Source organism: Mesorhizobium loti (assembly GCF_003148495.1).
Lineage (GTDB): Bacteria > Pseudomonadota > Alphaproteobacteria > Rhizobiales > Rhizobiaceae > Mesorhizobium > Mesorhizobium loti.
Window position 1 is genome coordinate 38,026 of record NZ_QGGH01000020.1, and the last position, 22,831, is coordinate 60,856.

Genomic DNA, 22,831 nt, shown 5'->3' on the forward strand with positions numbered 1-22,831 from the left:
CATGCCCCGCAAGCTCGATCTCAGAAGCGGCCAGCCGGTCTGGTTCGCCTACCGGGCGCCTGCGGTGCCCGTCGAAAAACTCGCGCGCGACGTGACGACCGACGTGTTGATTGTCGGCATGGGCATCAGCGGCGCCATGATGGCGGAGGCGCTGACGCGCGAGGGCCATTCGGTGGTCGCGATCGACCGGCGCGGTCCGCTGAAAGGCTCGACCCCGGCAACGACTGCGCTCGTGCAGTTCGAGATCGACCAGCCACTGACAAAACTTTCGCGCATGATCGGCCGAGCCTCAGCGGAACAGGCGTGGCGACGCTCGCGGCTTGCCGTCGTCAATCTTCGCGGACGCATCGCTGAACTGGGCATCGACTGCGGCTCAACCGGCATACAGTCGCTCTATCTCGCCGGCAACGCGCTCGGACCTTCGCAATTGCACGATGAAACGGTGGCCCGCAGGCAGGCGGGCATCGGCGCAACCTACCTGAGCCATGAACCATTGGCGCAAAAATTCGGCATCGACCGCGCCGCCGCCATTCTCAGTCATGACAACCTTGCGCTCGATCCGCGCAAGCTCACCGCCGGCCTGCTGCTCAAGTCGCGGGCGCGCAAAGCACGGTTCTATGCACCGGTCGAGGCGACTACCATCGAGGACAGTCGCGACCAGGTCGTTGTCGGCAGCAGCCTCGGCCCGACCATCACGGCCAAACATGTGGTGCTGGCAACAGGCTTCGAACTGACCGACATCGTGCCGGCGACAGCACACCGTATCACCTCGACATGGGCGATCGGCACCCGTCGACAGCCGCGCAACATCTGGCCGGGCGCCGCCTTCATCTGGGAAGCATCTGAACCCTATCTCTATATGCGTGCGACAGCGGACGGTCGCGTTATCTGCGGCGGCGAGGACGAGGATTTCACCAACGAAGACCTTCGCGATTCATTGACGGCCGATAAGGCTGCACGCATCGCCGAAAAACTCGGGCGACTGTTTCCGCATCTGGACACCGGGCCTGAATTCGCCTGGGCCGGGTCCTTTGGCACCACGACCACGGGACTGCCCTATATCGGCGCGCTGCCGCAGCATCCGCGCCTTCATGCGGTGATGGGTTATGGCGGCAACGGCATCACCTTCTCGCAGATCGCCTCCGAGATCGTTTCCTCCGCAATTGGCGGCGCCGATGACACCGATAAAGAGCTGTTCGCATTCGATCGTTAGAAGGCGAGGCGCCAACGCCATTGAAATTCGAGAAAATGTAAAGCCAAGACCGATCCCTGTGGTGTCAGCACATTTTCACCTTCGGTTTCGCGGCTCCAAAACTTTGCCAGAAAGGTCGCGATATCGTTTGTGCCCGAGAGCACAAAGATTCTTTCGTTGGCCCGGATTCCGGCTTTGTCGAACAACTGTTTCGCCGCGTCGACGTAGCCGGTGAACTTACAATTGGGCGAAGGCATCGGCGTCGAAATCACGCGCGGCCGACTATGTCAGCAGATCGGCGATGACCCTTAAGGACCTTTAAAAGTCCCCGGCCGCCGATCACTTTTTCACCGACGACGTCAAATGCAATAGCGCGACAACCGCATAAAACATATCATGAACTTATGTCAGCAGTTCCTGTCCGCGAGAAGCTCGCAATCCTGTCCGACGCCGCCAAATACGACGCCTCTTGCGCCTCGTCGGGTTCGGCTAAGCGCGATTCATTAAAATCCGGCGGCATCGGCTCCACCGAAGGCATGGGCATCTGCCATTCCTACGCGCCGGATGGCCGATGCATTTCGCTGCTGAAAATCCTGCTGACCAATTTCTGCATCTACGATTGCAGCTATTGCATGAACCGCTCGTCCTCGAATGTGCGACGCGCCCGCTTCAGCATTGACGAAGTGGTTAAGCTGACCATGGATTTCTATCGACGCAACTACATCGAGGGCCTGTTCCTGTCCTCAGGCGTCATCCGCTCGCCGGACGAGACAATGGGCGAGATGGTGGAGGTGGCGCGGCGGCTGCGGCTGGAAGAGAAGTTTTCCGGCTACTTCATCTCAAGACCATTCCGGAAAGCTCGGCAGAACTGGTCGAGAAGGCGGGCCTGTATGCCGACCGCCTGTCGATCAATGTCGAACTGCCCACCGATGGAGGTGTGAAAAGGCTGGCGCCAGAGAAGAAGCCGGTAACGATCCGGCTTTCGATGGCGAGGCTGCGCCAGAAGATGGAGGAAAAAGCCGAACCGACGCTGAGGACCAAGAAGCGCGAGCGCTTCGCGCCAGGTGGCCAGTCGACGCAGATGATCATCGGCGCCGACAAGACCTCCGACGACGGCATATTGCACACCAGCGCACGGCTCTATGGCAGCTACCATCTGCGGCGCGTCTATTATTCCGCCTTCAGTCCGATCCCGGATTCGTCGTCGTCGCTGCCGCTGCAGAAGCCGCCCTTGATGCGCGAGCACCGGCTTTACCAGGCCGACTGGCTGATGCGCTTCTACGGGTTTTCCCAGCCGGAAATCCTGGCCGGCAGCAGCGACGGCATGCTGGACCTCGCCATCGACCCAAAACTGGCCTGGGCGCTGCGCAACAGGGGACAGTTTCCGGTCGACATCAACCGCGCCAACCGCGAAGCCCTGCTGCGCGTGCCGGGCCTCGGCACCAAGGTGATCGGGAAAATCCTGGAGACCCGCCGCCACCGGCGGCTGCGGCTCGAAGATGTCGGGCGCCTCTGTCAATCGATTGTCAAGCTGCGGCCATTCATCATCGCCGAAGGCTGGTCGCCGGGCGGGCTGACGGACAAGGCCGGGCTGCGCAACACCATCGTGCGCTCCTGCGAACAGCTGTCGCTATTTTGACCATGCAGCCGGCTCAGCTCAACCTCGCCCGATACAGCGTGCATCTGAGCAGCGAGACCGATTTTGCCGGCTGGCGCGATGCGGCACGGCGGTTGGCGCTGAACGAGGTTAGGCCCGAGGACATCAGCTGGCATGTCGAACTCAGTCGGGCTCTGTACGACAGTAGATTGCCCGCTATTTCCGCCAGTGCCCGGCTCGACGTTCCACGCGCGTTCATCGACCATGCCGAAACGGCCTTCTGCCATTCCGACCCCACCCGGTTCGCTTTTCTCTATCGGTTGCTCTGGCGACTGCGCACCGAGCCCAAACTGCTGGCCATAGCATCGGATGACGACACTAGGCGCCTCGAAACCATGGTGAAAGCGGTTCGCCGCGACATCCACAAGATGCGCGCCTTCGTGCGGTTTCGGAAGATCGGCGACGGCAACTGGGAGCGCTATGTCGCCTGGTTCGAGCCGGACCATTTCATCGTCGAGTGCAACGCGGCTTTCTTCGTCAAACGCTTCACCGGCATGCGCTGGACCATTTTGACACCACATGCGTCCGCCGACTGGGATGGCGAGAGGTTGGTCATAGGCCGGGGCGCTGCCCAGGGCGAAGCGCCGGCTGAAGACGATACCGAGAAGCTGTGGCGCACCTATTTCGAAAACATCTTCAATCCGGCACGTCTGAAGGCGAAGGCCATGCAGAAAGAGATGCCGAAGAAATATTGGCGGAACCTTCCCGAAGCGTCGCTCATTCCAGCTTTGATCGCAGGAGCGGACAAGGCCACCAAGGATATGATTGCCAGAATGCCGACAACGCCGGCGCCACACCACGCGAAGGTGCAGGCAAGGCATTGGCCGAAGCGTGAGCCTGCCGAGGTGATGGCGGACGGGGCCAGTACTCTTTCCGAACTGCGCGAACTGGCGAAGGGTTGCAGGCGCTGTCCGCTGTGGCGCGAAGCGACGCAGACCGTGTTTGGCGAAGGGCCTGGCAACGCGACGGTGGTTTTCGTCGGCGAACAGCCGGGCGATCAGGAAGATATCGCCGGCAAGCCTTTCGTCGGGCCGGCAGGCAAGGTGTTTAATGCGATACTGGACGATGCCGGGGTGGATCGGCAAAAAGTCTACGTCACCAACGCGGTCAAGCATTTCAAATTCGAGCCGCGCGGCAAGCGTCGCATCCACTCCAAGCCTAATGCCGGCGAGGTCCAAGCCTGCCGCTGGTGGATCGACCGGGAATTCGAGCTGATCAAGCCGGAGCTTGCTGTGGCGCTCGGCGCAACGGCGGCGTTGTCACTGCTGGGCAACGCGATCCCGGTCACGAAAATGCGCGGCCAGGTGATCGAGCGCGAGGATGGCTTGCGGGTGTTCATCACCATCCACCCTTCCTTCATCCTGCGCATTCAGGAGCCGGCCGACAAGGAAGCAGAACGAGAGCGGTTCCTAGACGACTTGAAGCAGGTGAAGAAGCTAATGACGGTTTGAGCCCCTTTGGTGCCGGCGGTGGCGGGCTCGGCGTTTCTGGCACGCTACAAGGGCTGCAGGGACAGCTTCCGCCGTTGCGATCGTTCTCGTAGTCATCGCAGTAGTAGTCCTGCTGTTCTTCACCGGCATTAACCTCCACGGCGGCGGGAGCGGACAGGACATCAACGTAAAGGTAGAAGCGCCGAAGGAGGCCCCCAAGGTGGAGGCGCCCAAAGTCGATGCTCCGGCGGCTGCTGTTCCTGCCAAACCAGCCGAATCTGCACCTGCCGCGCCGGCACCGGCTAGCGGCGGTTGAGGACCGCCACCCTGTAATAAACGACAAAGGCCCGGAACCATATATATTTGGCAGAGTTGTTTTTCGGCAGTGAAACACACTGCCTAACGGAGCTTAAGTAAAGAAAGGTTCGATCATGAAGAAGTATCTTGTCGCTACCGCTGCAGGTCTTGTGATGGCCGCCGGAATTGGTGCCGCCTTTGCGGAAGACGTGGTCATTCTCAAGCCGGAACAGCAGACGGTCGTTCGCGAATACGTCCACTCCCACAAGCTTGCCTCTGTGAGCCTGCTGGGTATCGAACTTGGCGTTGGCACCGCGCTGCCGGACACCGTCGAACTTCACACCATCGATGTTCCTGACGTGAAGTACAAGTATACGGTTGTCGGGGACCATGCGGTCCTGGTCGACCCTGATACCCGCAAGGTCGTGCAGATCATCGAATGAATCGGCTTTTCTGAAATCAATGCAGTGGCCCGCTTCCGCCTCTTGGAAGCGGGCCAATGCTGTTTGACGCTACACGCTTCGCTGTAGGCTTCGCGAGAATTAGATGCCCATCAGACGAAAAGCCGTGGATGCCGGGATCCTTGAACCTTCCGAATTAGCTTTGCTTGGGCGGGTTTTCGAGCAGCTCAAACTCGATCACCAATCAGCTGACGCGCAGGGCAGACTGGCCTCTCGGATCATCGCCAACTCTATGGCCGGCGTGGTCGATGAAGCGGAGTTGATTTCACTTTCACGGCTCCCACTGGGCCGCTAAGAGGGATTGCCGGATCGAACTGAAGGTCGCCGACAAGCGGGCATTACCTCCCGCGCTATTTTTTATGATGTTGCCGTGATTCAAGTCGAAGGCTTCGTGCGTCGCGCTTGCTTTTGAAAGTCATCCTGAAGCTCACCCCATTCGCCCATGTAGGCGCCGCAACTGCTGCAATGAATAGCGGTGTGCTCTTCGGCGTTTTCTGGGATACGGATTGTCCCACAGGCTTTGCAGTCGAGCTTGTGATCTAGCCGCTTGCTGTTCATTGGTTCTGTTTATCGATCGGCCGGCGAACCGTCTACACGCCTATTGTCCGATCTGCTTTTCTCGCGTCGACCGGAACGAAAACAGCGCTCCCCCGTTCGGTTCTGGCATTGCCCAGGGGGTATCCATGCACGACCCTTTTTTTGCAGTTCCAATTATCGTTGAGACCGAAGCGGTGGGCAAATTTCGTACTTTGAGCAGCGTGTCCGAGGCCGCCATCTTCATGATGGAGCGCTGGCCTGAATCGCACGGGCCAAGTTACCGGGCAGCACTGCAGGCTTGCACGGGCCCGCTGACTACAGCCGAGGACGTTGGGAATGCTCGGCGAGCCTTTCTGGCGGCTGCCAAGGAGGCTGGCCTGAATGTGAAAGCTGTTTCAGTACAAGACGACGCTCCATTGCCCCGCTCACTCGAGCAGCCCAAATCGTCCTACATCGGCGATGAGAAACGACGCGACCGCGGAGATAGGGAGGAGCAAGAGGATTTTCTCGTCCGCTTCCTTGCGCGGGAAACCGGCATCACCGAAGCGCAGGCTCGTGAACTGATCAATCTGATTGGCACGGATAGAGCATCATTGCTGCGAGAGGCCAGAATATTGAAGGCGCGGCAGTGATGAGCATGCGCGGCACCAACTTTCTTGACAAGTGGATTTGCAGCAACGTCCCGGAGACGGTCGGCGCCGACATCATCTCAGTCGACGAGCTGACGCAAAAGCTGTTCGCCGACGCCAAGGCGCTCGGGATCACCAGCTCCGAGATCGAGGAAGATATGGGCAGCGTCTATGAGACGATTCTCAACGCGATAGTCCACCATGATGCCGGCCGGTAATGGCGAGCGCCTAGCACAGGCGTCGGGCCTTACATGAGCCGCGCTGATCTTCGCGCCCGTGGCAATAAGAAAGGCGACGGAACATTAGCGAGTTCTAACAGTTTGTGCTTGCGACCTAGGAGATAAAAGCCAGACCATGTCCCAATCCTCCGTTGAACCACCGATACTGCCAGAGGGAAACCCAGACCGTGAGATCAACTGTGAAGTGGCTTTGGAAGCCGCGTTCGCGGCCTTGGTGACAGCCTCAGAGGCTCAGGGATGGACGTCTCAAGAAACGGCTACGGGTCTGCTTAAGATCGCTACGGAGCATGCCCAACGGATCGCAGCCACTGCCGCAGCTGCTGCGCCGGGGGCTACTAACCAGGCAACGAAGGACGTCAGCGAAAATGTGCGGGTCGAGACGATCACCCCAAAGATAAAGCGTGACGGGCGCGCGCTGAAGGGCACCAAAAAATGAGCGTGCGCGGCGTCAACTTCCTCGGTAACTGGATGGCCGATCACCTGCCCAATGCCTTCACTGATGACCCAGCCGCGATCAGCGATCTTGCCGACCAGGCGATGAAGGCAGCGGAAGAGCAGGGTATATTCCCGGGTGAAATTTCCGAAGACGTTGGCAGCGTATTCGAGGTCATTCTTGAAGCCATGCGGTACCGCGACGGGAAAAAGGGGGTTTACAGCCGCAGGCAGGAATAGGACTGATTGCCCTCAGTGGGGCGACCTCCAGCGGCTGGTCAAGAAGGAGCGCCTCTCTGGCATACGTACGGCCAACGCTCGTGAAACGCGAAGTGCTTGGGAAAGTCGTCGCATTCATCGGATCTCCGCCCGCTAAGAATTAGTGACAACTTGAAACCATCAGAAGGCCCCCTCACGGTGGCGGGTTTTTTCGTTTGCCCTCGGAACTTCCTTCGAAGCGGCCTGTTGATTCTGCGGCAGCTAGTCCTTGAAACCTTCGGGCTGCTGGCCAAGGGGTGTTCTTGGTCGGCCCGCGTTCTCCGCCAGAGGCGCGGGCCACAGGTAAGATACAGCCGGAACATTAGAGCGTTCAAAGAGTTCTAGATGTGTCGGCACCCCCCGGCATCGTATAGGCCCGCCGCTGCGTGAATGCAGCGGCGGGTTTCGGTGTGATTGGGGAATGGAATGGGGAATGGATGATAGCTGCTCACCGCATCAATTCATGGATCACTACTAGGAAGCCAATGGCTGTTTGCGATAGCTGCATCGTGGATGCGGTGAATGTAACTCCGGCTCAAGTTGCGCAGATCACAGGCGCACTCGGCACCACCTCCGATTTCGAGCGGGACAAGGGAGTCTGCGGTAGCTGCAGCCAATCCAAGACCGTCATCCGTGCAAAGTAGGGTAACCCCAGCCAGCCGTGAAGACTGTTGGCCGACCATCGCAAGGGTCACGTCGTAGCCAGAGATGACGAAAAACAACCAGACCCCCCATCCGAAGGGGAGGAGGTCGTTGTGGTGGGCTACCCACGGCCGTCATTACGAAACATCTTAGCGTGTCGATCGATCCGACGCGGTTGCTGCAGCAGCCGCCTAAGGCTAGGTAGCGCTAGCGGTACCTTTTCCTGCCAGCCCGTTGGGTCGCAAGGAAGGGACATCCGAATGGTTGATGGAGCAAGGCAAGCCGCACGCTGGCAACAGCCTTGTTGTGCGCCGACTTGTCGAAGATACCGGCATTACGGTCACTTGGCATCCGGTGCAAGGCTGGTGGGAGCCGTCATTGATCCCTCCATGGCGTAGCAACCGATCGCGCTCTTTTCGAAATGCAAGGGCCTGCTAAATTACCTTGAGGGAGGTGGGGCATCATGAAGCAGAAGCGTAAGAGGCCCCCTACGTCGTAACCATAGGCGGCGCCTCACTCGCTGCCGTTTTGGGCGTTCTTATGTACTTAATAGGCGCGGGCTAAACCCTGCCCGAAACGCGCTCCGGCGCCTCCACGCATATTAGACGGCCCTGCAACAAAAGCCGGGCCGGACCGTTTCCAATCTGCCAGACCCCAATCTGGCAGACCCCAAATTTCCGCTGGCTTCGGCCGGCGGGCTTTTTTGTTAGTGTCGGAACTTCGCTGACGATGGCCTGTTGAACCCGATGCGGAGGCGGGCTCTGCTTGGCAGACGTCCGAGATTTCCTCGCTTCGACGCGATCATCGCCAGCGAGGCGAGCTTACCCTCACTCAAGTTGCGGATGTAGTTTCTGCGGCGCTGCACGAACTCTTGACCGAGCACGATCTCGTTGGCCTGCTGTTGCGCGGGTGAGGGCACGATGCCGGCATTCGCCCGTTTCAACGCCAGTTCGATATGCTCGCCGGTTTCGTCGATCAAGTCGTCGACCAAGAAGCCGGCATCGGCAAAAAGGCTTTTCAGCGTGTCCCCGTCAACGAGGTGGCTGGTCGCGGGCGACACCGCCCAGGGCAGGGGATAATGGGGATCACCGTCCACCAGCACGGCCTCGGTCCATATCAATCTGCCCCTCGGCTTCAGCACGCGAAAGGCTTCGCCGATGACCGCTGCCTTGTCGGCGATGTTCATACCGACATAGAAGCAGATCGCCGCGTCGAAGGTGGCGTGGGCGAAAGGCAGCTTTGTGGCGTTGGCCTCGCGGAAACGAACCTTGTCGCTCAGCCCGCACAGTTCGGTTAGCCGGCGGGATGCCTCGACAAAAGCCTGTGTCAGGTCGACGCCGTCGACGCTGCAGCCATAGGTGTCGGCCAGGAACCGCGCCGGGCCGCCGATACCGCTGCCGATATCGAGGATCCGATCGGTGGACGAGGGGGCAAGACGCGCGGCATGATCCTGCGTCGCCCCCAGTTCGCGGCCGTGCAACTGGTCGAACGGATAGAGTTGCCTGGCAACGAGGGCGTTGGCATCCGGCACCGCGGCCAGAATGCGTTCGACGATGCCGTCGCTGCCATAGTGGCTTGTAATGTCGGTCAAATTGCACCTCACGCTTAGACATGCCTCATTCTTCCCCGCAACGAATGCGAAATCAATTCGGAGACGAAAAGGGCTGCTGGGGTGGAGCGCTAGTTCGGCAAGCCACCTTTCGCCCTCCCGGCCGATCGCGGCACCGGGGTGCTCTGTTATCGCGGCACCGGGGTGCTATATTGGAGCGGCCCTTTTTCCTGCTAGGCTGAAAACAACCGTGCCGTCTCGGGCGGCCATCTGAGCGTGGAAGGGAACCTTTTCAAAGATGCCCTGTTCCCGTACCTGACGCCCCATTGGCAGGTACACCCTGACGCTGCGTGCCTTGGCTAACAATTCGGCTGGCGCATCTAGCTCATGAAAGGCCACAGTAGCGGCCACCAAGCGTGACCGGCCCAAGCGGGAACGCCAGCGGCCTCAACGGCAAAGCGACGGACGACCGAGTCAGTGAACGCCTGCCAGACTGAAAACGACCGTGCCGTCATCTTTGCGAACTTCCACAGCCACGATACCATCGACCTCCTTGCGAATGGGAAATGTCGCGAGCGCTTGGTCGCGAGCAGCTTTCTCGGCGTCGAAGGGAATCTGTTCAACGATACCTTGCCTACCGTACCAGATCAGCGTGTAGGCCATTGTTAGGACACTTCTTTTCCAGGCGGTGCACCGCCAAAACAACCTCTATAACCTTAGCTCGTGCAGCCAGCCGGCTAATGGCTTTGCATAGCCGCAAGAGGACAACGGCTAAGTGATCTTCTAGCTTGCCATTGTGGTTCGCCAGCCCTGGTGTCACTGGACGCATCACTTCCGGATCATCCAGCGTCGCAGCGCCGCAGCGGCAGGAGTGTGCCCGTTGAGCGCGCATATCATCACGTGGGATGGGCGGGCCAGCCCGTTTTCGCGGGCCATCTTCGGCAACAAGCAGGCGGACGACCCTGCGCACCGCGCGTCGATGGGTATCTGAACAATTCGCTTTTGCCATCTGGATCACTCGCCCGCAAATAGGGCGGTCTTGATTCAAATTCTGAATTGGAGCCAAGAGGCGGCATACCAGTCCGCCGGGTGCATAGTCGATCTCGACGCGCGCCCCGAAATCTGCCGATAGGACGCGATTTACGAGGCGAGTCCCAAAGCCCTCCTTCACCGGTGCGGTGACCGGCGGGCCGCCTGCCTCAATCCACTCGAAGTGAAACGTGACGGCATCTCCCTCACGCTCCTCCCGCCAGGAAACGTGAACCGTCCCCCGGTTGTTGGAAAGCGCCCCATACTTGGCAGCATTCGTCGCCAACTCATGGGTGGCTAGGGCGAGCGACAACGCCTGTTTCGAGCCCAAGGTGATTTCTGGGCCAGATATGATGAACCTCCCTTGTCCGGTCCGGTGGGCTTCAAGTGCGTCGTGGACAACATTCCTTACTGACGCCGTAGCCCAGGTGTCTGCCGTCAGAGTGTCGTGGGCTTTTCCGAAGGCGGCCAAACGCCCGTGGAAGGTCGCCAGGGCAGCGGCGGAAGGAGTTCCCCGAAGGGTCTGTCCGGCGATTGCGCTGACCATTGCCAACGTGTTCTTAACTCGGTGCTTCAATTCCTGATTCATCAATCTCAAATGCTCTTCGGCCTGGACGTGGTCAGTGACATCGATCCCTTCGCAGAAGATTCCCGTGCTCTCCCCGGTTCTCAGGATGATCGGCTGATAGACAAAGTCGACCACTCTTGTCTTGGCAAGCGCTTCGGCGTCTCCAGCAAAGATGACCGGGACCCGCCTGCCAACATGAGCGACGCCTGTTCGATAGACCTCATCTAGCAATTCGAAAAAACCTTGGCCCTCCATCTCTGGGATCACATCGCGCACAGTTTTTCCTACGCATGTCCGATCCCCAACCAGGCGCTTGTAGGCAGCGTTGGCAATTTCGAAGACATGGTTCGGACCTTGGAGCACCGCTATGAAACCGGGCGCTTGTTCAAAGAGTTGCTCAAGGTAGCGAGTGTGATCTTCCAACGCCTCCTTTGCCAGATGCCTCTCAGTAACGTCATTGCAGATGACCAGGACCCCACCGACCTCGCCATCGACATCAATCGGCCCGTAACTATACGTCCACCAGACATCCTCGCGCTTGCCGTTGCGGGTCACGGGGACCAAGGCGTCCTCGTGCCAAGTCGAGCCTTTTCCGGCCATGACGTATTCGATTTGAGGACCGATGATGTGCCAGATTTCAGCCCAACAATCCTTGCCACGGTCTCCGAGGGCGGTCGGATGCCGCTCAGGTCCTAGTGTGGCCCGGTAGGCATCATTGTAGAATTGGATGAGGTCGGGCCCCCACCAGATGAACATGGGGTGACGCGACTGGAGCATCAGCTTGACGGTGGTACGCAAACTTTGGGGCCAACCTTGAGGTGGCCCGAGGCCGGTCTTGTTCCAGTCGTAAGCTCGGGTGAGCGAGCCCATTTCCCCGCCACCTGACAGGAAATTGGTATTCGACGGAGAATCACCGATCGGCGCAGTGTCTAGAAGGTCGTTCAACACGCATCCTCCCTTGCAGGCGAAAGCGCGAAGCATCTTTCAACCACCAGCTTGCCGGGGCGATGCTGAGGGCGCTCCACATTACTCGCTGAGGCAGGCTCTCACAACACACTTCGGATTGCCACAAGGCCGGATCCGCGTAAGCGCTCCCATCTATGTGCCAGCTGATGGTCTTCCCCCAGCGAGACTCTACCCGGTCCTGGCGACCCACCGTCTTCTGTACTAGTGGCAGGGGCCAAGGCCGCATCTTTAACTCGGACGGTGTTTGAATGGGCAGCGTGAGTTTCGCCGACTTTGAGACGGTCGTCGGTGGCCAGATGCTAGGGCTCCGTCAGACAGCGTGATCTCCTCGAATGGGGGCATGCACACTCGTTCCACATGACGCTACGTCAAGAATCAGCTACCGCTAAAGTTGCGGCGGACCTCTATCCCGCCTGGCCGGCGCTGCATTTCCCTCCCATTTGTGCGCGCCGGCCATCTTATTCCGCCGGCCAGCTATTCTTAGCGATCAGCGTTTTCGGGTGGCTAGAATGCGGGCCTCCCGCAGGAGCGCCAGTGTACCCCAAGAAGGCGATCAGCTCGCGAGTCTGCTCTTCAGCGATGTCCACCTCATTGACTAAGCAAAACCCATTTCATCCTCCTACGAGATGGCACCTTTGATGTGGGGTGAACCCTGGCGATCGACCACCAGGGCTCGCGAAGACGGACCGATGTGCCTGTCCTCGCTAGGCTGCCTCGGCAGCGACGTTGACCGCAGATTCCGCGAGTTCGGTAAGAGTCGCGTCGGTGTCTTTTTCTTCGCCCAGCGTCAGGTCCAACAGATTGACTGCCTCGGTCAGGCCGAGTTCCGCCGCCCAGGTCCGCATCGTGCCGTAGCGCGAGATCTCATAGTGTTCCACAGCCTGTGCCGCCGCGAGCAGGCCGGCATCGAGGGCAGGGGAGCCTTTATACTCCTCCATGATCTCGGCGCCTTCGTCAGTGATGCCGACGATGGCAGCACAGGTCTTGGCCGTAGGCTTTTTACCGATGACCTCAAAGACCTCTTGGAGGCGGGCGACGTGCTCTTCGGTCTGGCCGCGATGCTTCTCGAAGGCAGCCTTCAGGTCGGCACTCTGTGCGGCCTTCGCCATCTTGGGCAGGGTTGCGAGGATCTTCTTCTCCGCGAAGTAGATGTCCTTGAGGGTGTCGTGAAAAAGATCGTTGAGGTTTTTGGATGATGCTTTGGGTGGTCGCCATTTCTTTTGCTCCTGCCTGTTGTTGGGCCTCGTCAATTCGGGAGGCCCGTCGTTAACAGAGTGTCCACTTTCCCGTTCCCACCCCATACGAATAGTGTGGGGGCGCAGCTTTAAGAGCCGCGCCGCTGGAGTTCCTCGTAGGTGCAGGTGGCGACGATATCGCCACGATCACTGCGTGCGCGCACCGCCCATCCGACCGGCGCCTCCGACTTGTCGAGCGCGTCTTTCCACAGATCCCCGCTTGACCGATTGACCTCGTCCTGGACGGCGCCGAGATTGGGCAAGGAAATGCCCGGCACGATCCCCACCACGCCCTTGTCCTGGTACTCGAACGTATAGATGCCACTCTCACCTTTTGCGTGGTCCGCGTGCAGGTCCGGGCGGTCGAATGCTATAACCTGCACCATCATCTGCTTGGCCGTTTCTACCAGCTCCTCGTCAGTGCGTGCCGCCTCGCCTGAGACATTGCGAGAGCCTCCGCGTGGTCAATGCCGTTGATGCCGACCCTGGTGGACAAGCCGCCAGAAGGTGCGGACTGGATTCACGAGGTCAAATTCGACGGCTACCGATCCCAGATGATCATCGACAAACAGGGCACCCGCATCTTTACCCGGCGCGGGCTCGACTGAACTTCGAAATACCGCGACCTGGCCGCTGCCTCGGCCGCGCTCGACGTCGAGAGCCGCTGGAGGAGCGTCGCGAGATTCTGGAAAGCATGATTCCGGCAGGTCCCGTGCCACGATCAGCCAACAGCGCCCGGATCACGGTGCCGCGGCACGAGTTGGACTTCATCAGCAAGGTCGGCCATATGGGAGATCGAGAGGCGGTCTTTTCGGAACTGATGTCTCGGCTGAAGCGCTAGACCAGCATTGCCGAATGGCGCTCAGTTAATCCCATTCGCGGCGCCCCAGCCCGGCCTTCAATTGCGGTTCAGTAGCTCGGCACAAGGCGCGTGTTGCGCAGCGGCAGGGCCATGGTGAAATGCAAGCCGTCACGATGGTAGTTCAAGTCGAGTTTGGCGTTGCACTGCACGGTCACGACCTTTTCCAGAAGTGTCGTGCCAAATCCGCGGCGCTTGGGCTGCTCGACCTCGGGCCCGTCCCGTTCCCGCCAGTCGAGATTGACGATCGGGGTGTCGCCGGACGTGTCTATCGACCAGCGGACATCAAGGCGGCCTTGAGTTCGCGACAGCGCGCCGAACTTCGACGAATTGGACGCCAGTTCGTGGAAAGCCATCCCGACGGGAATCGCAATGTCGGCGACAAGCGCGACGTTCGGGCCTTCCAGAACGATACGCGGCCTGTCGCGTGTCTCGTAGTGGTCAAGCTCGCTTTCGAGCAACTTATGCAGGGAAGCAGTCTGCCAATAATCGTCGGTAAGCATCGAATGGGTGTCGGCCAAGGACACGAGCCTGGCCGAAAAATCACGCACGAAATCTTCGACGTTGCCGCTCGACCTGGCCGTCGCCCCCATCATGGCGCGAACGTTGGCCAAGGTGTTCTTGACGCGGTGATGCAGCTCGCGGATGAGCAGCTTCTGCCTGTCGGCGACTTCCTGCTTCTGTTCGATGTAGGATTGGACCTCCCGCTGGCGGGCGCGGGCGCGCAGGGCGGAGCGCACTGAGTTGGCAAGGCTCGAGGCCAGGAATGGCCGTTCAAGCACGATCAGATAGCGGTCCAGAAATGCCAGCCGCGTATCAACTTCGGCGCCCCGCATGGTCAGAAGCACAATTGGAAAATCCGACCATGCCGGTTGGCTTTCAAGCCAAGCTGCGAACCGGCTTCGATCGGAACTGATCAGTGCCTCTTCCGCCACGACAAGACACTGCGCTTCGTCGAGCAGGGGCACGGTTTCCTCCAGGTTGTCGCAGACATGTGCGGCAATCTGGTTTGTCGCCAGGATGGCGGCTGCGAGCTTCGCATCGCGGCCAACCGGCGCCAGCACGAGGACTGCGGCGCTCGACGACATTACGATGCCTTGTCTCTCAGAAGATCGGTCTGCTTGCCCTCAAACTCTGGAGATCCCATCAGAATGCCGCGGAACTGTTCCAAGGGCTCACCGACCGCCACGCCGGTGACGCCGATCTTGAACTCGCGAATGGTCTCCTCGTGCGGGCCGACGCGTTTCTTGATGACCGAAATGGCGCGTCGCAACCGGCCTGCGGTTTCGAAGAAACGCAGCAGCATAACGGAATCGCAGAGATAGGTCATATCGACGGGTGCTGCCATTTGACCAAACAAACCATGATTGGCTAACAGCAGGATCGTCACGACAGCCTTCTGATTGAGGTAGGTGAGAATCTCGTGCATTTGAAGCACGAGATGCTGTTCTTCCGACATGGCATTGAGATAGCCGGTGAGGCTGTCGATCACGACGATCCGGGCATTGGAGCCTTCCACGGCCGCCTGGATGCGCGAAGACAATTCGCCTGGCGAAAGCTCAGCCGGATTGACCGGCTCGAGCATCAGCATGCCATCATCGGCAAATGGTTCCAGGTCCATGCCAAGCCCTGCGGCACGTGCCAGGAAAATGCGCTTGGTTTCGTCAAACAATAGCACCAGTACACGCTCGCCCCGTTTGAGCGCGGCATGGCAATAGGTGCAGGCGATGGTCGACTTGCCGACGCCGGACGGCCCCATCAAGAGCGTGCTGGTACCGCGTTCCAGGCCGCCGCCCAGCAGGGTGTCGATCTGGTTGTTGCTTGTGGCCAGGATGCCGTGCTCGACCATCTCGTGCTCGGCTGCAACCAGCCGCGGAAAGGCGGTCACGCCACCTGGGCGAATGACGAAATCGTGAAAGCCGCCCCGGATCTGCACGCCGCGCATCTTGATCACGCGCAACCTTCTGCGCTCCCCGCCATAGATAGGCGACAGTTGCTCCATGCGAATGACGCCGTGACTGATCGAATGCAAATTGAGGTCGTCCTGCTCGGCAGTCAGGTCGTCGAGCATAAGCACCGTGACATTGTTGAGCATGAAGAAGCTCTTGAGCGCCAACACCTGACGCCGATAGCGCAGCGACCCTTGGGACAAAAGCCGGATTTCAGACAGCGAATCGAACACCACACGATCGGGTTTGATACGCCCGATCTCGGCCAAGGCAGACTGCACGGTTTCCCCGAGTTCCAGTTCCGAGGAGTGGACCAATGTCTGAAGCTGCGCCGGATCGAGACTGAGCTCCGGAGGCACAAGTTCAAGAATTTGCACGCCCTTCAGATCCCAGCCGTGACGGCCGGCAACCGAGAGCAGTTCGCGCTTGCTTTCTGACAGAGTGATGTAAAGGCATGTCTCGCCGTTCTTGGCGCCCTCGATCAGGAACTGGAGGCCAAGGGTCGTTTTCCCAGAACCTGGTTTCCCCTCGATGAGGTGGGATCGGTTCTTGGCGTAGCCGCCACGAAGGATGTAATCGAGACCGCTAACTCCAGAAGCGATCGCTGAGGCATCGTCTCTGTCCAATTGATCCCCCGAATTCCGAGAACGAGATAACGGCGGGAACCTTTGGCGGTTCCACGTCAAGTTGCGGGCATTCCGTTGCTTCTTAAGAGACGACTGGAAAGCGGAAGAGTTTCGGCGCCAAAAAGGGGCGCTGTGCCTACAGCGCCCCTTGCAGTTCAGTTGGGAATTATCTACCAGCCTTGCCGGCCGTACCAGTCATCGATGTCGCGCCGAGCGCGATCCTTTTCGATACCGTAGCGTTCCTGAATTTTGCCTTCCAGCTGATCGCGCTTGCCCGCGATACGGTCGAGATCATCGTCAGTAAGTTTGCCCCACTGTTCCTTGACCTTGCCCTTGACCTGCTTCCAGTTGCCTTCGACACGGTTCCAGTCCATGGCACCTATCCTTCACTGTTTGAGACAGAGCAAAAACGCCGTCAGGCGAGGGGAGTTCCCGTCAATTTTCAGCAGATCGACTGACGAAGCGTGGCGAGCTAAGCGGGTTCCAAAGCATGCCCTCTGACGCGATAGATCGCTCGAAGCGGCCGGTGTTTCCCACCGTCTCCGATACAAACGCTCGGGATCGAAGCTTCGGGGTAACGACATGGGCGCTGGGCCGGCACGTTCCAACTACAGCCCGCTTCCCAGCAGGGTGCGGGCCTCGATCCCCGCAGCCTTCGGGGGGAAGCGCCTGACGCTTGCCGCCCGCGAACTTTTTTCTGGCCGCGCCATCCGAGCTGCCGGGTCTAGCCGACCTCCAGCTTCTTCAGGTGCTACTTCTTGGTGATGTTGCCGTTGTTCAGATCGAAGGCTTCAGTGCCGCGCGCCTGGGCGTAGAAATCGTCCTGCAGTTCTCCCCATTCTCCAAGGAAGGCCCCACAACTGCTGCAGTGAATGCGGGTGTGTTCTTCGGCGTCTTCGGGAATATCCATCCGGACTGTCCGGCACGCTTTGCAGTCCAATTTGTGGTCGAGCCGCCTGGCACCCATGTTTGGTTTTCTCCGCGCCTCGCGCATTCAACTGGCCGCGATTTAACATGTGACATCGTAACAGAGGATTCTAATCGCTGCGACCTTTGACACGCGGATGAGGCGCGCACGCGGCAACGAACTTCCGAAAGATTGGCTGGAGGTCACGTCGGCACATTCACCCAGCTTTTGCTGACGCGAGCCGAGCCAGGACCTTTGAGGGGCGAGCGGAAAGCGAAGCGCCATCCTACGCGACCTTGTGTCGGCGCAACCATTCGGGGTCGCTGGCACCTGGACTGATAACAGCTCATCTGATTTTGTTTGCCCGACATCCGAAGGCGCGGTTCCCCGAGAACAAATCGGAGCGGCCTAGGTCCGCATAGCTACCCAATTGCCCGGCCCACCAGCAACACGGTCAGGACGACCACCCCACCCCAGACCGCAATCGTTGCCAGGGTCCGCGCGTTCAATCGGCCCCTGCGATGCCGTCTGGGTGGGTGTGATCTTGACATCGGTTAGTAGCGGCGCCAATCGCAAATGCGCACCTTCTTGATGACCCAGTGATGGTGACGCCACACCTTCTTGACCTTCACGAAGCAATGGCGATTGTGATGACGGCGCCAGTGATGCCGGCCCGTATTGCCATTGTCCGTTGTGATGATGACGCTTGCGGCTTGCACCGGTGCTACCGCTGCGGATGAAACGGCCGAAAAAGTAGAGACGGCGATAAGCGCCGATAGGATGAGGTTTTTCACTTGGGTTTCTCCCAGCTATTGAACTAAGCTTATATATACTCACGCCCGGCAAATTGCTCCGAGGGGCATCTACTTCCGCGTTGTGCGCTTGCAGCCGTTTTGACCTTCATGGCGAGCGACGATCTGGGGATCGTCTTTGTTGAGGTGGCCGCACTCTCCGACATATGGATCGAAGCCTGTCGCCCTTCGGTAGGGCAGACGGGCTTCGGCCGATTCTCAGTCGTAGACCTTGATGATCTTATGGGTCTCTGGATCCACGACCACTGTCCGGTTGTCGATCACCGTATACCGGTATTTGATATTGGGAATTTCATGCAGCTCGACCGTGTCCGGGAGAGCCGTGCCGAGATTGAGTTCCACGCCCGGCAGCTTCAGCGAAGCGAGAGGCTGCTTCTTTACATATTCGCGGATGACCGTATCCTGTTCCGGCTGAATGATGACGGTGTCGGCGGCGGCAGCACCGATACCGGCGAGCAGCAAAATCCCTGCTGCAACTGCGGTAAGATTTCTCATGATTGTCTCCTAGTAGGGTTATGTGCGCCAGTCGACGTTGCCTTGCCGCCAGCGACTATCGAACGTGAGACAATTGCGAACGTTCCCCGCCCGGGGCCTTGGTCGGAGGGGTATCGGACCAAGGTCTGAAGTTGAACTGCAATGATCTGACTAGCGTTGCGCGCAAGACCACGCGGCGGCAGCGGTGCCGACGCAGCACCGCATAGCACCGTCTGACGATTGCTTCGAAATGGCTGAAGTCGCTTTGACCTCGCACTTCGCCTCGATCCACGCGCTTCAGATAATGTTTGAATTTCAATCCGTTGTGTACTTGTTTGCACCACCAACTGTTCTAGTTGTCGGGAACTCATGCAGGGGCCGTGAGGACACCCCGCGTACTCAGACATCCGTGGAACCGTGGCATACCTTCAGAATTTCTATCAACGCTGGAACAGGCTTTCGCTGGCCGTGCAGTTCCTCATTGCCGGTGGTCTTGGTCTGCTGGCAGTGATGTTTGTGGTCGGCCTCTGGGTCACATCGCAGATCAACGTCATGGGCGCTCGCACGCGTCGCAGCGTGTCTAAGTCGGAGGGCGGAAACTCCCCAGGTTCGGGTTTCCGGTTACAGTTGCGATCTTAGCCAGCTGGCAAGCCAGTGACCTTTTCGCGCAAGGGACGCGCTTGCCATTCTTCAAGGCTGACCTGGCGCGATAGCCGCAAATCTTGCTCGAACACATCGATTTGGGTCTTCGCAAAAACTGTGCCGTAAACATTCAGCATGGCTTCGTCGTTGAGCCTTAGCGAGCGCTCGTCCAAATTGGCCGAACCAAAGCTCGCCCAGACATCGTCAACAATCAAGAGTTTGGGATGGTACATTGTGGGCTGAAATTCGAAAACTCGTACGCCGGCTTCGAGCAAAGTGCCCCAGAAGTAGCGCGAAGCCTTTCGAGTGAGCGGCACGTCCGTCAGCGAATTTGGCACGATGATGTCGATCGCCACGCCTCGGTTCCTGGCGTCAAGGATCTGTCGGAGGGCGATGTCATCGGGCACAAAATAGGCCATGCCGATCCGTAAGTGGTCTTGGGCTGCGGCTATCGCTGCCAACATCATCAATTCCATGTCCTCGGAACCATTCGGCTGCGAGGACAGGACCAGTTGGGCGTCAAGTTCGCCTGCGGGCACGGGCGGTGGATAAAAAGTCTCACCCTGCAATGTCTCACCAGTTGTCTCCAACCAGTTTTTCCCAAACGCGGCCTGGAAAGCTGGCACGGCAGGGCCTTCAATGCGGTAGTGCGTGTCGCGCCATTCATCGGGATTACGCGCCTGGCCGCGCCAGTTATCAGCAATGCCAACCCCCCCGGTGAACGCAACGCGACCGTCGACGACCAGCAGCTTGCGATGGGTGCGATTGTTTACGCGGTCAATGGTGTACCAGTGGATGGGCCGATACCGCTCGAACCTCACCCCAGCGCTTGTCATGATACGGATCAGGTCTTCATCGAACGGGAGGCTTCCGACCCAGTCAACCAGCACGCGGACCTCGACGCCTTCCCTCGCCTTGGCCGCCAGGGACGTTGCGAACTCATAGCCGACGGTACCGGACCAGTAGATGTAGGTTTCCATATCGATCGTCGAATGGGCCGCTCGGACCGCTTGCAGCATTGAGGGGAAGATCTGGTCGCCGTTGACCAAGGTTTGCACGGCGTTCGCCCGGAACATCTGGCCTTGCGAGAAACTGCTCATTGTCCTGGCGAATTGCGGATCCGACGCGTTGAAGCGATGCGGCACAAGCGTTCGCAAGACGCGCGGTTCGGGAGTCAGATTCACGGCCAGCATGGTAAGCAGGCTGGCGATGGCGGCAATGGCGGCATAGATGGGCCAGTTCCGCAGACGCCGCAGTCCGATCGCTGGCGCGCCTGCAGGTGAATTCATGAAGCCCGCTGACTGAACTTTTGGCCCTCTTTTGCCTGCGACCACCTCTAGGCCACCAGAATGAGGGAAGTCCCGGCCCGGACTGAGGCGAGTAGGCTTGTGATCGAGTGCATTGCCATCCCCAAGAACTCACGACGGTCCCGCAGGTTCCCGAGGCTCGTCGCAGATCATGAATCACATAACAGGGCGCTGCTGTTGGCTTCGTCCTGATAGAAAAGGTCGAGCCGGGAGGAGATGTTATAGCTCTCAGGACCTGTCGACGGCGCCAAAAGCGTCCTGATGCGGCGAAGCAATTCGGCGGTTCTGTCGTTCGGGTTCTGTCGTCACCGAGGGGAAACCCGCCAGCCGGATCACGTGAGCGAGCCAGATTTCTGCGCCGCTTCCTCCTCAAGGATAGCTAGCTTTTCCCGGATCTGTTCCGGTTCTGCGTGCTCAAGCCCGACAACGTCGTTTCTGGTCTCGGCCAGTGAAACGATGATCTCATCGAGTTTGGCGTGAATGGCGGCGGTGTCGCGATAGCCCTGTATCAGCACCACGCCGGTTATCACGATCGCCGCAACGGATAGGGCGTAGGTAACAACATTTGTCAGGCCGAAGGGCACGAGCGCTGTGCACAGCACCATGGCTATTAGCATCACATAAAAACCGGGTGGCCGGGACAAGAAATCGGCTGCGACAAAGAGAAACCGGTTCATATACTGACCAATGTGAAGAGCGCGATCACGGCGGTTATGGCCGCGCAAATGGGCACTGCTGCCAGAAGGGCCGCCTCTACAAACCTGGTCTTTGACACACATCACCTCTCCGCGTGAACCCGGCCGTAGTTGGCCGCGCCGTTGCATCAAGACAGGCAGGATCCGCTCGCTGATCTCCGCAGCGAGCGGATCCTACCAGCGCAGGAAGGGACACAGCTGCGCTGGTGGCAAAATTCTTTGAGTTCGCGTCAGCCAAGGGAAACTCCAATCACCAAGAAGGCGACGGCGATTGCGAAAACCGGCGCGAGCAACCACCGCGCTTGACCGACACTTCTATCCATTGTCTCCTCCTGCAATCTGCATCGGATAACTACGTCAGGTGGCGGCTGTTCCGAGCATCGGTGCTGGTTGGACTTTTGCGGTATGCGATCAGACTTTGGTCCAACACCACGCCCTACCGGAGTCCCACTCGGGGACGATGCGGGGTCTGCCCAAGTCGTGTCTGATGTCGGGGTGACTGGCGTCCTCTGTAACTCACACGGAGAAGTCGTGAGCCGTGGCTAGCCGATGCTGCCGAAGACGGCACTCCCGTGCTGACGACCGAGCTCTGTTCTGCTCGATCCCGCCGGGAGATTGGTGACGCGAACTATACTAGGCGGCCCTGCAACTCACACCACTCAGTTCCATTTCATCTCCAATCGGGCAGTCCAGCCAGCTCGCGCGTGCTTCCATGTCCTGAGCGGGAACGTCAGCTGGCTGTGTCGGTTCCTGCACAGGAACGAGTCCGCGCAAGTGACGTTTCGTATCGTTGATCGCCGCGAAGACACTGCTGGTCGAGGAGGCGCTGATGTCGATGCCAGGTCTGGCCTATGGTCCGTTGGGCGATCGGTGCATGCACATCTGCGTCGACATGCAACGCCTGTTTGCCGAACCATCACAATGGGCAACGCCGTGGATTACTCGCGTGCTTCCACAGATCGAGAGGCTGGTCGAGAGACAGGCGTCACGCATGGTCTTCACGCGCTTTTTGCCCGCTCAAAGGCCGGGGCAAGGTGTCGGGACGTGGAAGCGCTACTACAAGCGCTGGGCGTCGATGACAGTCGAGACGATCGGCCCCGAAATGGTAGAACTGTTGCCGGCCTTGGCCGGCTACTGCCCGCCGTCGGTCGTTATCGACAAGCACATCTACTCGCCCTGGTTCGAAGGTCGTCTTCGAGCCTTTCTGATGGAGCGGGATGTCGATACGCTGGTCATCACTGGCGGCGAAACCGATGTCTGCGTGCTGGCCACGGTGCTCGGCGCCATCGATTTCGGTTATCGCGTCGTTCTGGTCACGGACGCGCTGTGCAGTTCTTCCGATGCAACGCATGATGCGTTGTTGACCGTCTATCACCAGCGCTTCGCGCAACAGGTCGAGACGGTCGAGATGGAGACGGTGCTCTCGAACTGGACTTGAA

At 59.3% G+C, this 22,831-nt stretch carries 24 protein-coding genes and 1 pseudogene; 11 read left to right on the forward strand and 14 right to left on the reverse strand.

Annotated elements, in window-relative coordinates:
* Position 1: 1 nt before the first annotated feature.
* The gene (locus tag C8D77_RS34060; RefSeq protein WP_109671852.1) at positions 2-1,213 is read left to right on the forward strand and encodes an NAD(P)/FAD-dependent oxidoreductase; all 1,212 of its coding nucleotides are present in this window, start codon (positions 2-4) and stop codon (positions 1,211-1,213) included.
* Here C8D77_RS34060 and C8D77_RS34065 read toward each other — a convergent pair.
* On the reverse strand, positions 1,210-1,398 hold the full coding sequence (locus C8D77_RS34065) for a hypothetical protein (RefSeq protein ID WP_146211860.1): 189 nt from the start codon (positions 1,396-1,398) through the stop codon (positions 1,210-1,212). The two genes, C8D77_RS34060 and C8D77_RS34065, sit on opposite strands and share 4 nt — an antisense overlap.
* 198 nt (positions 1,399-1,596) lie before the next feature.
* Between C8D77_RS34065 and C8D77_RS34070 the strand changes: the two are divergent.
* From C8D77_RS34070 to C8D77_RS34110, 8 genes and pseudogenes are all read left to right on the forward strand, one after another.
* Positions 1,597-2,831 (forward strand): annotated as a pseudogene (locus tag C8D77_RS34070) (putative DNA modification/repair radical SAM protein).
* 2 nt (positions 2,832-2,833) lie between these two features.
* Positions 2,834-4,300 carry a UdgX family uracil-DNA binding protein gene (locus C8D77_RS34075; protein ID WP_109671856.1) on the forward strand — a complete coding sequence of 489 codons (1,467 nt, stop codon included), beginning with the start codon at positions 2,834-2,836 and terminating at the stop codon, positions 4,298-4,300.
* A 410-nt stretch (positions 4,301-4,710) separates the two neighbouring features.
* Positions 4,711-5,019 carry a DUF1236 domain-containing protein gene (locus C8D77_RS34080; RefSeq protein ID WP_109671858.1) on the forward strand — a complete coding sequence of 103 codons (309 nt, stop codon included), beginning with the start codon at positions 4,711-4,713 and terminating at the stop codon, positions 5,017-5,019.
* A gap of 103 nt (positions 5,020-5,122) precedes the next feature.
* Positions 5,123-5,332: a hypothetical protein gene (locus tag C8D77_RS34085; protein ID WP_109671860.1), complete on the forward strand. Its 210-nt coding sequence runs from the start codon at positions 5,123-5,125 to the stop codon at positions 5,330-5,332.
* Between the two features lie 388 nt (positions 5,333-5,720).
* Positions 5,721-6,206 carry a DUF982 domain-containing protein gene (locus C8D77_RS34095; protein WP_109671864.1) on the forward strand — a complete coding sequence of 162 codons (486 nt, stop codon included), beginning with the start codon at positions 5,721-5,723 and terminating at the stop codon, positions 6,204-6,206.
* The gene (locus C8D77_RS34100) at positions 6,206-6,421 is read left to right on the forward strand and encodes a DUF768 domain-containing protein (protein WP_109671866.1); all 216 of its coding nucleotides are present in this window, start codon (positions 6,206-6,208) and stop codon (positions 6,419-6,421) included. Before C8D77_RS34095 ends, C8D77_RS34100 begins: the two co-directional genes overlap by 1 nt.
* Positions 6,422-6,557: 136 nt before the next feature.
* Positions 6,558-6,878 (forward strand): hypothetical protein, encoded by a 321-nt coding sequence (locus tag C8D77_RS34105; protein WP_109671869.1) that lies wholly within the window; start codon positions 6,558-6,560, stop codon positions 6,876-6,878.
* Positions 6,875-7,114 carry a DUF768 domain-containing protein gene (locus C8D77_RS34110; protein WP_109671871.1) on the forward strand — a complete coding sequence of 80 codons (240 nt, stop codon included), beginning with the start codon at positions 6,875-6,877 and terminating at the stop codon, positions 7,112-7,114. The genes C8D77_RS34105 and C8D77_RS34110 overlap by 4 nt, the downstream gene beginning before the upstream one ends.
* A gap of 1,366 nt (positions 7,115-8,480) precedes the next feature.
* Here C8D77_RS34110 and C8D77_RS34115 read toward each other — a convergent pair.
* The 5 genes from C8D77_RS34115 to C8D77_RS34140 all read right to left on the reverse strand — a co-directional run bounded on the left by C8D77_RS34115 (position 8,481) and on the right by C8D77_RS34140 (position 13,504).
* On the reverse strand, positions 8,481-9,365 hold the full coding sequence (locus tag C8D77_RS34115; protein WP_109671873.1) for a class I SAM-dependent methyltransferase: 885 nt from the start codon (positions 9,363-9,365) through the stop codon (positions 8,481-8,483).
* 432 nt (positions 9,366-9,797) lie between these two features.
* Positions 9,798-9,986, reverse strand: a complete 189-nt coding sequence (locus tag C8D77_RS34125; RefSeq protein WP_109671877.1) for a hypothetical protein — start codon at positions 9,984-9,986, stop codon at positions 9,798-9,800.
* Positions 9,958-11,865 (reverse strand): PAS domain-containing sensor histidine kinase, encoded by a 1,908-nt coding sequence (locus tag C8D77_RS34130; protein ID WP_245951954.1) that lies wholly within the window; start codon positions 11,863-11,865, stop codon positions 9,958-9,960. Before C8D77_RS34130 ends, C8D77_RS34125 begins: the two co-directional genes overlap by 29 nt.
* A 725-nt stretch (positions 11,866-12,590) precedes the next feature.
* Positions 12,591-13,136: a YciE/YciF ferroxidase family protein gene (locus C8D77_RS34135; RefSeq protein ID WP_109671881.1), complete on the reverse strand. Its 546-nt coding sequence runs from the start codon at positions 13,134-13,136 to the stop codon at positions 12,591-12,593.
* 74 nt (positions 13,137-13,210) lie between these two features.
* Positions 13,211-13,504 carry a DUF6894 family protein gene (locus tag C8D77_RS34140; RefSeq protein WP_215732102.1) on the reverse strand — a complete coding sequence of 98 codons (294 nt, stop codon included), beginning with the start codon at positions 13,502-13,504 and terminating at the stop codon, positions 13,211-13,213.
* Positions 13,505-13,597: 93 nt separating this feature from the next.
* On the opposite strand from C8D77_RS34140, the gene C8D77_RS38895 reads away from it, so the two are divergent.
* Positions 13,598-13,729: a DNA ligase-like domain-containing protein gene (locus tag C8D77_RS38895; protein ID WP_281277071.1), complete on the forward strand. Its 132-nt coding sequence runs from the start codon at positions 13,598-13,600 to the stop codon at positions 13,727-13,729.
* Positions 13,730-14,030: 301 nt separating this feature from the next.
* On the opposite strand, the gene C8D77_RS34150 is transcribed toward C8D77_RS38895, so the two are convergent.
* The 8 genes from C8D77_RS34150 to C8D77_RS34190 all read right to left on the reverse strand — a co-directional run bounded on the left by C8D77_RS34150 (position 14,031) and on the right by C8D77_RS34190 (position 21,374).
* The gene (locus tag C8D77_RS34150; protein WP_109671886.1) at positions 14,031-15,068 is read right to left on the reverse strand and encodes a sensor histidine kinase; all 1,038 of its coding nucleotides are present in this window, start codon (positions 15,066-15,068) and stop codon (positions 14,031-14,033) included.
* Positions 15,068-16,555, reverse strand: coding sequence for an ATPase domain-containing protein (locus C8D77_RS34155; protein ID WP_109671888.1), 1,488 nt, complete (start codon positions 16,553-16,555; stop codon positions 15,068-15,070). Before C8D77_RS34155 ends, C8D77_RS34150 begins: the two co-directional genes overlap by 1 nt.
* Before the next feature lie 170 nt (positions 16,556-16,725).
* A complete protein-coding gene (locus C8D77_RS34160) occupies positions 16,726-16,929 on the reverse strand; it encodes a CsbD family protein (RefSeq protein WP_091586081.1) in 204 nt (67 codons plus the stop codon).
* A gap of 377 nt (positions 16,930-17,306) precedes the next feature.
* Complete coding sequence (locus C8D77_RS34165) at positions 17,307-17,465, reverse strand: hypothetical protein (RefSeq protein ID WP_109671890.1); 159 nt, start codon at positions 17,463-17,465, stop codon at positions 17,307-17,309.
* 551 nt (positions 17,466-18,016) lie between these two features.
* A complete protein-coding gene (locus tag C8D77_RS34170) occupies positions 18,017-18,256 on the reverse strand; it encodes a hypothetical protein (protein WP_109671892.1) in 240 nt (79 codons plus the stop codon).
* Positions 18,257-18,472: 216 nt separating this feature from the next.
* Complete coding sequence (locus tag C8D77_RS34175; RefSeq protein ID WP_109671894.1) at positions 18,473-18,769, reverse strand: DUF1236 domain-containing protein; 297 nt, start codon at positions 18,767-18,769, stop codon at positions 18,473-18,475.
* A 614-nt stretch (positions 18,770-19,383) separates the two neighbouring features.
* Positions 19,384-20,679 (reverse strand): phospholipase D-like domain-containing protein, encoded by a 1,296-nt coding sequence (locus tag C8D77_RS34185; protein WP_245951955.1) that lies wholly within the window; start codon positions 20,677-20,679, stop codon positions 19,384-19,386.
* 350 nt (positions 20,680-21,029) lie between these two features.
* On the reverse strand, positions 21,030-21,374 hold the full coding sequence (locus C8D77_RS34190) for a low affinity iron permease family protein (protein ID WP_109671899.1): 345 nt from the start codon (positions 21,372-21,374) through the stop codon (positions 21,030-21,032).
* Between the two features lie 847 nt (positions 21,375-22,221).
* Between C8D77_RS34190 and C8D77_RS34195 the strand changes: the two genes are divergently transcribed.
* Positions 22,222-22,830: a cysteine hydrolase family protein gene (locus C8D77_RS34195; protein ID WP_109671951.1), complete on the forward strand. Its 609-nt coding sequence runs from the start codon at positions 22,222-22,224 to the stop codon at positions 22,828-22,830.
* The last annotated feature ends 1 nt before the right edge of the window (position 22,831 follow it).